This is a genomic window from Qipengyuania pacifica (assembly GCF_019857205.1).
In the GTDB taxonomy this organism is placed as follows: Bacteria; Pseudomonadota; Alphaproteobacteria; order Sphingomonadales; family Sphingomonadaceae; genus Qipengyuania; species Qipengyuania pacifica.
Window position 1 is genome coordinate 34,474 of record NZ_JAHWXO010000012.1, and the last position, 13,220, is coordinate 47,693.

The 13,220-nt window shown below is 57.1% G+C and carries 3 protein-coding genes; all 3 read right to left on the reverse strand.

The annotated features are described in order from the left end of the window. Positions 1 to 7: 7 nt before the first annotated feature. Complete coding sequence (locus KYK83_RS15260; protein WP_222828911.1) at positions 8 to 2,695, reverse strand: DEAD/DEAH box helicase; 2,688 nt, start codon at positions 2,693 to 2,695, stop codon at positions 8 to 10. Beyond that, complete coding sequence (locus KYK83_RS15265; protein ID WP_222828912.1) at positions 2,682 to 9,851, reverse strand: sacsin N-terminal ATP-binding-like domain-containing protein; 7,170 nt, start codon at positions 9,849 to 9,851, stop codon at positions 2,682 to 2,684. The genes KYK83_RS15260 and KYK83_RS15265 overlap by 14 nt, the downstream gene beginning before the upstream one ends. Positions 9,852 to 9,963: 112 nt before the next feature. Continuing rightward, the gene (locus KYK83_RS15270; protein ID WP_222828913.1) at positions 9,964 to 13,218 is read right to left on the reverse strand and encodes a DEAD/DEAH box helicase family protein; all 3,255 of its coding nucleotides are present in this window, start codon (positions 13,216 to 13,218) and stop codon (positions 9,964 to 9,966) included. Between the last annotated feature and the right edge of the window lie 2 nt (positions 13,219 to 13,220).

Genomic DNA, 13,220 nt, shown 5'->3' on the forward strand with positions numbered 1-13,220 from the left:
AGGACGGTCACGTACCGGCGTTTTCATCCGGCAGAAGCATGATCTCACTGCGGATTCCGGGCCGGGTCATCATTTCGGCGATAGTTGGCAAGCTTGCCTTCATGGACGAAAGAAGACACGCCTCGAGCGCCTTCAGTTGCTCGCCGTTCACAGAAGGTGGTTTGAGATTGTCTGCTCGGCCCGAGGTGTTGAGCATCTGCAGAACCTCCCAATCCCGCAGGACATGGGTCTGCCCTTCATGATCGCGCCATGCCCCCAAGACAATCCTGGTAACCGAATGGTCTTGGCCGGTGACTTGGTCCTCGACCGAAGCAATGAGCAAGGGAGCTGGCAATCGCAGGCAAATTGCCAGTGTGCTTTGCAGGCCCTCTCCTTCCTTCAAAGCGCGATCGAAAAGCGTATGCCCCACACCCACGAGACGCGTTGGGCCTTCCCGATCGCCAAGGCGGACGTTGCGATCGAACAGCAAGCCTTTGTACCGATCCTGCATCGCGTAATCGTCATCCACCCATTTCTCAGGCGACAGTACATCCAGCCCATCGTCCCTCCGAAACACGCGGCGGCCTTGCGACTCCATCATCATCGCGAAGAAACGTTCGAGATCGGGAAGATCGACCTGCGGGAGGTTTCGTCCAACCTGCGCAAAATCGAAGCGGGTTACGTTCCCCATCATCGTCTTGACCTTGTCGACCAGATCTTCTCCGCCAATGGTGGCGGATTCTCGGTCGAACCACTGATCAAGGCTTTCGCGCGACTGCGTCTGTCCAGCCGCAAAAATCTTCTCGAATGTGCTCGGGCCGGTCATGCCGATGACGAGCTGACTGATGTCTTCTCGCTCGTCCATGGCTTCGTCGAGAGCGCGCTGAATTCGCTCGAGCTTGGCGTTCAATAGGTCCCAAATTCGCGCCTCTACGGTGTCCGGGTTTCGCAGGATAAAGACCTGGACCGGCCGTGTCTGACCATATCTGGAAAGTCGCCCGACACGCTGATGCAAACGCATAGGATTCCATGGCATGTCTACATGTATCAGCGTAGCGCAACGCTCTTGGAGATCGATCCCCTCGCCTGCTGCCTCGGTTGAAACCAGAAACCGGATCGAACCCTGATTGAAAGCCTCTGCCGCCGCATCGCGCGACCAACTTTTCGGCCCGCGAGACCCGTCTGCATTGTTGATCTCCTCCAAGCGTTCATCGCCGTTGATGAAGGCACAGCAGCCGTGCCCAAATCGAGCGTGCAGGGCATCAACGACCAAGGCTTGTGTCGCCTTATATTCGGTGAAGAGAAGTACGGGCTCACCTGAAGGCAGCTCGCGTTCAATGAGATCGACCAGACGTTCGATCTTGCGCTCCTGCTGAATAGGCTCTGCCAATTCGAGCAACTCATCAAGCCGAGCAATCTCACCCTCCATGAGTTCGGCTAGCATCTTGCTCCATGCTTCCTCATCGGCTCGGGCTCGATCATCCAAAGTCTCGTCTTCATCTCCCTCCGTTATCGTCGGAATAGGGGCGCGAGCCTGTTCGGCGACATCTGCCAGTTTGGCCCGGCGCTTGGTCAAAGCGCTTCGAATTGCGGCGATCGAACTGGCTGCCAATTTTTGAAGCGCAATGAGCAAGAGCATCCGGGCTGACTGCGCCCGGCCATCGAGTGTCGATGCATAAGCTCGCCCATCAATGATGAAGCTGCTCAGCGTTTCGTAAAAGGCGCTTTCCTCAGGGCTGAAGGCGTATTCTCGCGTCTCCACCGTGACCGGCGTGAAGAGGCGGTTGCCTTTGAGGTCAGTGACAGTCGCCTTGTTATTGCGGATCATCACATCCGGAAGCTTGGTCAACTGCTCGTCGATATCATGTTCGGGTCCGAACTGGTCCGGATCGAGCAGGCTGAGTAGGGAAAGAAAGCCGAAGTCCTTTCCACGGTGCGGTGTACCGGTGAAAAGCAAAAGCGAGCGGATCTTGTGTCTTTCTTCCAGCGCGCGCAGGAGCTGAAAGGATAGAGTTTCCCCTGTCCGCTCATCGGCGTGAAGATGGTGCGCCTCGTCGACCACCACAGCGTCCCAAGGGTCGGCAGAAAGGAAGCGACTACCATCCGATCGACCATCGGCAACTTCACGGCGCAGAGTGTGAACCGATGCCACGACCATGTTCGCTGTGTCCCAAAAGTCCACGGTCGGCGTATCAACAGAACGATCATAGACCTGCAGACGGATATCGAACATCTGACGAAGCCGCTTCTGCCATTGGGGCACCAATTTGGCAGGCGCCAATACCAGTAGGCGGCGGATTTGTGCTCGTGCCACTAAAGGCATGAGCACAAGGCCAGCCTCAATGGTCTTTCCCAGCCCCACATCGTCAGCCACCAGCCAGCGAAAGGGGAATGTCCGGTTGACCTTGTGACAAACCCAAAGCTGATGCGGGAGCAGTTGCACCCGCGATCTTGAAAATACCCCCCACTGATCGTTCACCGAGCGAATAGCCATGGCGCTGGCGCGCATTAAAGTTTCTGCGCTTTCATCAAATGTGCCGGTGGAAAGAGCCTGCTCGAGCGACCGAGCAAGGGTAAGTTCGGTGCGCAAGACCTGCTGAATCATTGCGCCGAAACGAACAACGACAAATTCACCTGCATCCGCAATCACTTGGCCAGCGCCGTGGCGCGGGTGATTGACCCTTGTATCGGCGGCCAGCGCTTCAGGCATCGTCATCTTCGGCATCGTCCCAACTGTTATCTGGCCATTCTGCGACGTCGGCATCATAGAGGATCGACACGAGGTCATCGCGGTGCTTGGCGAGTGTGATGACGTGCAATGGCAAATCACCGTCACCATCGAAATGGGCGGCATCTCCAATGCAACGCTCGACTGCCCCATACAGGGCGCGTCCTTCGTCAATGCCACGCTCGAACTGGCCCATGCCGAGGGAGTGGGCGAGGCGGCGGACGCGTTCCGCTGCGCTCCAGCCATAAGGCATAATCTGTTCGGATTGAGCCTGCGAATAGATACCCTTGCGGCTTAATTCGCGCACCAGCCAGTTTGCGCCAATACCAAGCGATCTTGCTAGGGGCGCTGCCTCTATGCCCATGCGAGCCGCAACGTGGGAGAAAGCCGGCCGCAAGTGCCCGCGAAGGGATACATCGCCCTCTTGGGCAACTACCGCCGGTAACTTCATAAATAGCCTTTGGTAGCTCTCGAGGTGCCGTGCGATCATGCATAGATCGGGAAGGCATCGGCGCCACATCAGGTAGCTCTCATCCGCATCCGGATCGCTCCAGGCTCGAAGCCGCTCGACAAAAGGCCTCAGCTCCTCGTCACAAGGGTCGATTGTCGCGAGTTCCTGCCACCAGCCATCCTGGATCGCCCTGGCAACAAATTGCCGGGACTGAGCCGGTTTGATCCTCCCGAGCGTCTGGAAGGTTGCGAGCGAGAGCATGGTAAACCAAGCAGGCTTATCCCCGTCAGCCAAAGCCCCGGAGGAAAAGTCTTCAGGATAGACCGCACGATCATAAGCTTCGCGCAGACCGACGTGATTGTCGTGCCACCATTGCGCGATGCCCGAAAGCGCCTGCTCTGCATCGGGTTGCCAAGAGCTGCTCGGATCGACCGGTATTGGAAGGAACCCGAAGGAATATCCAAGTTTGGCGAGCAATCGGTTTTTTTCGTCCTGCTGCAGTCCGGCGAGCAACGGAGAGTTCACCAATTCGTCCACAATGGGAAGCCACTTTGCCGCGCTCGCCAATTGAGCGACAGTCCGATCATCCGCGCCGACCAAATAGCGAATGAAGGCTGTCTGGCGCACTGGACTGTCACCAGCACTCTCAGCCCATTTCTCCCAGACATTTGGCGTATGTCCGGACTGTTCACGTGCGAAGGCGGCGAGGTCAAAGGCAGCCCCCGTGTAATTCGAAGCCAACCGCCCTGAAGGAGGCGCGAAGGCTGCCCGCTCTTGTTCATCGCTATTGCCCTGCGGAAATGCCAGCAGCCGGATGGGCTGCCAACTTCCATCTTCGGCTAGCCAGTTCCGCTCGCGCAGGACCTTGCGGAATTCCGCTTCTTCCTCGCCGGTCATGGCAAGCGACACGGCTTCTCCGCAAAGGCAGGCAAGACTTCCCGCTAGTGCGCAGTCTATGCCCTCGCCTCCGGAGAGCGCTTCGACCAAGGTAACGGTATCCAAACGTTGCCCCGAAGGGAGCCCAACAGATTTCAGCAGCCGGCCAGTTTCCTCCGTGACAACGGCATTTGCGAATTCTTCCAAAGCGAGCAATTCAGTGATCGCTATTTGAGCGTCATGGTCGGCGATGGCTCCTGACAAGCGCCATTTTACATCAGCAGCGCACGATGCACCGCCGAATGCCAAGGGAACTAAGGGGCGTTCCGCCCATAGTCGTGCGAGGCCTTGGCCTGATTTATGCAGTGAATGTTCAGGTCCGTAACTTGCCAAGTCATGCGCAAAAAGCTGCACGAGTTTTCGCCAGAAGTCCTCTCGCCCTTCGGGATCCAGGCCCGTCGCGTGAGCAAAGCCTGCCCAGTCGGCACTGCAAGCGTCGTAAAAGGCGATAAGCCGGGGGCCAAGGGAAAGGCCCAGCCGCGCAAATCGGTTTTCCTTCTCGTCTGCCGTACCGGACAATTGGGTGCGTCCAGGATCGACCGGGAAGCGGCCCTCCAATAGCCAGGCTCCCCGGCGGCGTTCGCCAACGAGCGGGACAAGATGCCAGAACTGAGGCACATCGCTCGGGAAGGCATGGGGTCCATTGCGACCGAAGGGCAGGAAGAGCCGGAAATCATTCCCCAAATCGAAGCGCAGTACGTGGCGAGTGCCATCGATTGCCAGCCAGCTTACGCCATCAACCAGCCTATGCTCCTCGTGTCGGAATACTTTCTCGCCTTCTGGGCCTGCCACTTCGATGGATGCGTCCTGACCGAGTGCAGCCAAGAACGGAGCGGCCTCCCGAAACGCTTTCCATGCCTCAAGCGCCTCTTCTGCTCGACCAGGTGCCACAGGAATTTCAATAAGTGTCGCTTTGCGCCCCCTGTCGTGAAAAGGGGCGATCGTCCTGCTTCCCCCTTCCCAGTCGACAGGGATCATGCCGCCCAGAATACGAATGGCTATGCCACCGCTAGCCAGCCGAACTTCGTCGGCGAGCATGTGCACCGTCTTAAATCCAAGGCCGAAGCGACCGGTTACTGCATCCCCATCCTTTGCAGAGTGATTGATCGCGAGCATGTTCGAAAGATCGCGACGGTGCCCTTCCTCTTCGGCCTTTAGAGGATCACTTCCGGGCTGATTGACCGGCCGCCCCCAATGGATCACCCGCACACACGTGATCATTTGATCGCCGTCGGAGATGGCTTCGACACGAAAGCGTCCGTTGCCGTGCCACTGCGCCTGTGCATCGACAGCATTCTGGTACAGTTCGAATAGCACGCGATGTGGGGCATATCCCATCTCATCGATCTTCTGGCGGGTGGCTTCGAGGAGTTCCTTCGCCCCCTCGTCCGACTGCGCGGTGGCCCATAGCGCGCTGCGCGCCTTGTCGCGGTCGCGAGGCGCATCGCGATGGTAGTCACTCACTGCAGAGCGCATCACAGGCCCGGTCTTGATACCGGCCAAGCGATCATGAAGGACTTCCTGCAATTCCGCGCAGGTGTCGGACAGTGTGCGTTGATCGCTAGCGAAATAGCTGCCCAACAGCTCGGACAATGCCGTCTTGTGACGCTCGAAGCCGAGCATCAGAGCAATGGCCAGTTTTCTGACAAACTGATCCAGAAGCTGCCGAGCCTCGGTTTCATCGGATGGTGAAACCGGTCCGATCACCAAATCGTAGACGTGTCGATATCCCGCTGCGTCGCGCTCAATTCCTCGCTGGATGCAATCGAGGAGCAATGCATCCTCTTTACCAGACAATGGTACCGTGCAGTCAGTCCCAGCCGCCGACGGCACACTAACCTGCCCGTGATCTGGCAGCGCTACGGCGAAACGGATTTCTGCAAGGCGGTCCAGATTAGCGTTTTCCACATCGCGCTGTTCGTCGGCCAGCTTATCGAGATCATCGCAAATTCGGTGAAACGAACGCTGCCCTTCCCATTTCGCGGCAAGCGACTGGATCCCGCGATCACGGCCGAGCATAGCCAAGGCCAAAAGAATGCCGTCATGCACATCATATTGGCTGAGCGGTGAGAAGGCGCGTTCGATGCCTACAAGCCAATCTGCATGGACCGACTGGGCCGTCAAAATTTCTTGGGTCGATTGATCTGCGGGTTGGTCGAGTTTGCCCGCATATTCACGTTCAAGGAGCGCTGATGGATCGATACCCGCTGCAGCGAGGGCAACGCTGTCCGCCCTTTCGAACCGACCGGCTTCGGTTGGAACAAGCAGATCTGGCGGAAGAAAGCGGGAACCATGCGTCAAAATCGGCAAGTTTCGGTCAAACGCGGCCCGATAAAGTCTTCGTGCCGCTTCAGCAGACGAACCAAGTCCAGTTTGCGAAGCCATGGCGTTCATTTGAGCAACTATGCCTACCGAGGATGGCACACATAGAACTTCGCTCATCCCGGCAATGGTCGCGTCCACCATGCCCTCTCGCAACGCCGCAGAAATCAGGGGCCACGCTTCAGCGTTCAGCTCGGCATTCGCGCCAGCCAGCTTCGCCAAGTCATCAAGGTGCTCTACGATATCTAGGCAAAGGCCGGTCGCACCGTGATCAGCGGCAAGTTGGGCCGCCAGAAGGAATGACTGGGATCGATCCGGTCGAAGCCTCTCCATATGCAGCTGCACTTTCGGGTCGCGAAGAGGACCGGGAAGCGCACTGGCAAAGAGATACCCGCCCTTCTCGATAATCAGCCCCTCGAGTGCATGTTCGGCGTCTACAGGTAAGTCTAGGGCTCTGGTCAGCGCCCATGCATCACCATCTGCACTGATCCAGGCCGTCTGACGAAGCGTATCGATCAAATCATCCGGCAACTGCTCCAATTCGCCCAATGCATTGGCTATTTCCGAGGTGAACCGTTGGGGGTTAGGCACGGACAACGCTGTCCGAATTGCCGCCTCAGGCCCCCAGCGCGCGATAAGCCTGTTCTGGACCCTCGCTGCCGAAGTATCCCCCCAAAGCTCGACAAGATGGGTGAATGGCATCAGCGCTGGCGGAACATCAGAGGCTCGCCCCCGGAAAATGTCTGTGGCTGGCAATAGATCATCAGCCCCATTGGATTGGTGCAAAGGCAGCATTTTCAGAATGTCGTCATCGATACCTGACTTGAGCAACGCGATGGCCTTGGATTCATCCATCGAAGGCAAAGTGCCCTCAAGTTGTGCATCACGGAGCCAATCTCCCAATTCCGCGACATCGATCCGACGCAAACCAATGCGGTCGCGAAGTGCCTTTTTCAATTCTGCCGTTGTTGCGGAGGCAACGAGGCGATCTTCCCTCTCCAGCAAGAGGACTTGGACCAACTCATCGAGAATGCCACCAAGTTCATCCAGCTCGATCAAGGCGACATTCGCAGGCAAAGCCGGATCGAGTGCAACAAGTTTGCGCAGGTCGTCGCGCGAAGCATCGGTACCAAGAAGTTCCGCAAGCTTACCGCAACTACCGGGATCCCCGAAGCGCTCAGCCAGTCTCAAAACGGCCAGAAGGCAGTCCGTCTTTTTGGCCGACGCCAGATTTTCAAGACCCCCGTCCTTCAAACCTAGCCGGTAAATACGTGGTGTCGCCACTGCAGCGGCAAGCATGCCCAGCTCCTGATTGGGTGCGGCATCGAAGAGCAAGCCTCGTCGAGTAAGATCTGCAATGGATCCCAATGAGAGGCGAACGTCGTTCGCATCCTGCATCAATCGCGCAGGGATGACCTCCAATTTGCTTCCCCGATCGTCCCCGGCCAGTGCGTTGAGTGAAGGACCATTGCGCAGAAGGTGCGAAATCAGGGCCGACGCTTCCTGTGAGACCGTGCCTCGGGCGGATAGGAAGGGTTGCGCCGCGGCCAATAGTTCGATCGTCTCGCTTAGGCCCAATTGCCGAGCCATCGCTCCCCCAGGCTCGGCCCACGATGATTTGATCGGAATGGTGCTGCTCGCCGCGGCAAGGGCGCTAACAAGTTCGCGACTTTCCACACTAGTCGGCAGGACGAGAATACGATCCTGCGGCAGATAGCGAACCAGCCCCCGCAGCTTTTCAGTCCTTGCAAAGCTCTGATCAACCTCAGCGATCGCTCGGAGACAGATTTCCGCCAAGGCTGCTCGCGCTTCCACGCCAGGCTCCGCCGCATCGAGAAGCGAGGCCACGGTTTCAGCCACTTGCGCTTTCTGAAAAGCAGCCGGGCCGGCAAGCGCCAGGAGGTCGGCCAACTGGGCATCAGGCCATCGCGGATCGACATCTGTCAGTATGGCGCCGAACGCGAGAAGAACGCCGTTTTCACCGCACCATTCCTCAATTCCGGGAAAGGCTGACTTGAGGCGGGCGAGCGTCGTCGCCTCCCCCCTCAAAACCGGACGCAGCGATGTGCCAGAACAGCTTTGCCAGCTCTCTGCCTTCTTGCCCGGCCAGCAATTGGCAAGTGCCATGCCCTGGCAAGCCTCTGCCCTGTGTTCATCCCACCATGACGAGCGACGCAAAGCACGGATCAACGCTTGTCGTTCCGCATCGCCAGGCAACCCGGGCAATGCATCGGCCAACGTGTCGAGCAGCAATGGCAGCGTTACCTCGCGGCGCAGCGCATGATTCCAGCGGGTTTCGATGTGGTCGTCGTCACGCAACTTGCGCCGGTCGCTCGACACGAAGGAATAGCCGTGCAGTAGAAGTTCGATATCCTCCGCACCGCGCTCAAGTGGTTCGGAGAATATTGGATCACCAAGCGGCAAATACACCGCGTGACGCAACCGCAGACGGCTTTGCCCCTCGGTGGCGGCCGAGCGGCAAAATATAACCGCACCGTGCGGGTTGGCCTTCGGCTGAATGTGCTTCCTCTGGATGTCGAAGGCTATGTCCCAGCCATCCTCTTTCAAAAGCTTTGCCGCCTGCCCATCGAGTTTCCATTGCTGAAAACCGCTGAATGTCAGACCAAGGTGAGCCCCATCAACTTTGCCCCCGATGGTTTGCGGACCGCTCTCGACCCCGGGCCCCGAGAGGCGTCGCGCGCCGGGTGCCATGGAGATTTTGCGGGCTCCCCCATCTATTGGAATGATCTCGATGCTTTCGAGATTTCTGAGGCAGCACAGGGTGGCGGCCAGCTCGCTCCCCTCAAGGATGTCGGTAATAGCTCTATCGGGTTCCCAGTTCCAATCTGACAGGCACAAGTCTTGGCCTGGACGCAATTTTTCTGTCCGGAGCGGTAAAAACAAGACCATGCCCTGCGTCAGGCCAAGTTCACTCGCCTTGCCAAGCAGAAGCTGGCCTTCTGCCTCAGTGAGTGTCGCCCATTCGCGATGCGCCGCATACGCTTCGGCTACCTGCCCCCAAGGGTTCATTATAAGCGTTTGAGGCAGATCGTCGCGATCCTCGACGTGGCCAAGCGCGATAAATGCGTCGCACAAGTGGTAGACCGATTTCTGCCCAAGACCAAAGCGGCCGACGGCCGAGCGTTCGTCTGCCTTGCTGCCGCCGCTGGCGCGGGTAATCGCGTCCATATGCCGTGCTAGTACTCGACCGTCATTCGCGATAATTAGCCCGGGCGTGCGAAGCAATGGGTTGACGGCATCAGCAAACCCTCGGTGTCCGACGACCACCATGCGACGTGCTCCGGCATCTTCAGCGTTCTGAAGGAGCTCCTTGAATATAGTGAAGCCTGAAGGATAGCTCTCGCGAAGGATCTGCTGGAGGCGCAGAATATCCGCCTCGGCTGAATGAACAAGGCCACTTGATCTTACATCCATCAAGACATTGTACGCCCTTGCTACGTCAGTTCTGGTCGCACTTCGCCCCATGCAGAGTGGTCATCGACGACATTTTGTGCAGAAATCATTCATAAATACGGAATAAGAAACGCTAATATAGCATGCGCTCAACAATCTTGGACACATAAGTATCAGCCTGATCGACCATGAAGAGTACATTCATATCTTCGAGCTCGTCGATCGTCTTACCCCAATTCAATTGGCCGTATCGTGTTGGCGTAACGACAAAGCTATTCAGGACGACATCTTCGTCACCCAGCCGGTCTTCAATGGCTTTGATCGTCCGATGAAACTCGATCTTCTTGTGACCTGGTCCCTCGTGTTGAAGGCCATGTGGCTCAACAAACGAGAGATATTGCACGCCGTCCTTGACCTGCCAGAGAAGAAAATCGGGATAGAAGTTGCCTGCTTGGAAAAAGCCGACACCGCGCCCGCGACTTTCGTTTCTGAGCAGAAAGATCTCAACGCCATCATCGGTGAGGCGCTTCTGCTCGTGTTCTATGTAGATACGCAGGTCATCGAGAAACTGGAACTCGCTCTCGTTGAGTGAGACTGGCGTGACCTGGATTTTGCTGCCCTTGACGGCATGCAAAACAGGTTCATAGAGGTGATTGCCAAAAAGGCATCCTTTCAGATCGCCTGCCTGAAGCACGCCAACATTGTGAGCGGCGATATCATGCGTCAGGCTTTCGATGTCCTTGATGAGCGCGAGCTCATTTGCATCGACAATGAGCTGATATTCGTCTGCCTCGGGGAAGTTTCCATCTCCCGCCTCGATTTCTCGCAATTCCAGACGCGGCTCAAGGAAGGCCGCCTTGCAGTGGTTGTAATATTCCTCAGCATATTTTTGCAGGAGCTCGCATGCCATTTCCTGCCAAAGGCGGACATTGGCGAATGTGTCGAAGCCCAGCTTGCCCGAGGGCGTGACCAAACGATACCAAGTCGTGTCAGCAAGAAGGGGGAGTATCGCGGACTTGTCGATATTGAGGTTGTGCCAAGTGCGCTCGCGCTTGAACTTTTCTAAGCGGAAAAAGAGATCGTCATAGTCCAGAAGCGCGAGGTGTGCAGATTTGAAGACAGCGCCTTGTTTTTCGCCCAGCCGCGCACCCCTTCGCGATTCAAGGGACTGAATACGCGGATACCAATCAATCTCGATAATCTTTTCCCTGAGTTTGTCAGGGACGACCCCGAACGACGGGACGGCACCGTCGCGTTTGAAAGAATATTCTTGGCCGTCGCTCTTTTTGCGTCGCGGGCGCAGCACCTTGAGGCGCTGACCAAAATCGTAGGTGACGGTGAGCGGAACGGTGTGAACGAGCTTCTGGTCGTTGGTCGGCAGTTCCTCTTCTTCCAGGAACTTACGGAAGCGTTCCATGAAGTCAGCTTCGATGCCGAAGACATTCAGCGTTTCGACATACTGGATGTATTCTGGCTGATGCGTCGGAGTGGCAAAGCCGCTGCGTTGCAGCGTCCATTCATAGCCTTTCAGGCGCACGCCGCGACCAAAGAGCTGGATGATTTGCGCGCCTTCGCTTTTGCCGACATGCATCAAGCCAAGGGTGCTGACGCGCCAACAGTCCCAGCCTTCGACAAAGCGTTTCGAACCGATCAGCAGATTCACGGGCGATGAGGAGGACGTGATCTGCCCAAACAGAGTTTCCGAAAACTCGGATTCGAGGACGGCCACGTTGTCGAATTTCCTGTCGGCGATGTGCGTGGCAAGCCCGCTCGCGTCACCGACATTGATGAGGCCGAAAGGCTCATCCGCTTGCCCGACGCGGAGCATGACCTCGTTCTCATCCCCCTTGATCCGCGCAATTGAGAGCTGCCCGCCAGACTTCGACTGGAAGAGCTTCAAGAGAATTTCCTGCAAGAGGTCGTCCGCCGACCACTTCTCTGCGGCCATCAAGTGCTGAAGGTAGACAAAGCTGCCCGCGAAAATGTCGCCACCATTCTCGTCCAGTAAACCCGTTTCCTTGGCATTGCCTTTGAGCAGACGCTCGATCTGGGCAGCGGATGCTCCCCTGTCCTTCAGAAATGTCGCCAGGAAGGCGATGATCTTGCCAACGTCGGAAACCGTCTCTTTCTCAGCTTTTGTGCCGGTGGCCTTGGTCACGCTCGAACCGACGAACACCCAAAGGGGCTTTTCGAGATTATAGGGGGCGTAGCTGCCCCCCTTGTCCTCATAGAGCTTGAGCTGCTGGTAGAAGGAAAGCAGGCAGGCGGTCAAATACGAGAATTGCAGCTCGTTATAGGTCTTCGGCAAATTGAAGATGCGGTAGTCCTTGCCGTAGCCGTCCTCGTAAAAATACCGATAGGAATAATCGAACAGAATGGCCTTGGAATAGCTCGCCTCGATATCAGCCCGCTTGGCGGCAGAGACGGCTTCCTTGAGCGTTGCCGAATATTCGAAGACGAAGCCCTTTTCAGAAAGACGCGCCCTGCTCGCAAACCAGCCGCGCTCATCCTCGCTTCCCATGCCGCGATGCGCTTCATCGACGAGCAGAAGATTCTGGTCACCGAGATTGCGGACAGCAATGGTGTTGGGGCCATCCTGATCTTTGAGCTTCGTCACCTCGGTGAAGTCCACCTGCCGCAGACCGTTCTTTCCCGTTGAAAGTAGGTCGCCGCTGTCCGTGAGGAGACGCTCTGCGAGGATGTCACTCGCCTTCATTTCCTTGCGGTGTTGCTCAGACAGGGATTCGTTAGGGGTTATGAGGATCGTGCGGGTGAGATCGTCCTTGAGCGGCGAGGCCTCCGCGTAATGCCGGAATTGCAGGAAATTAACGTGCATCAGCAGCGTCTTTCCTGAGCCGGTCGCGTTCTGAAGACACAGCTTGTTCAGGTCTTCGACCGCATAGGACGTGATCCCCGTCTCGTAGCCCGCCTGGGTCCAATAATCATTGAAGCTATCGACATAGGTGTTGAGCTGCTCATGCAACCCGTCTCGGTCAGCAAAGAAGCGATCGAGATAGATTTCCGCGAACAGCAACGACAGCCACTGGTAGTATTTCCAAATGATCGGGCGCTGGCGCTTCTCGTTTATCGCCAGCGTATGGCTGACAATGTTGTGCTCATAGCGCAGCAGGTCTTCCCGCGTGATCTGGCTGCCTTGCTGAAGGTGGATGTCGAGCTCGCGGTAGAAGTGATGCAGGTTCTCTGCATTCATGCCTTCAGGCGCATCTTTCACGGTGCTCGCAATGGGCGACATCGGACGCAAGGTGCGCTTGTCGTCTTTGTGGTCCTTCAGCGGATCGAAGCCGAACAGGCTGACGATCCACTGATTGAGGACCAGCTTATGCCCGAATGGAAGAGGCTTTGCCTTCTTCGCCTTTGCCTTCGCCATGC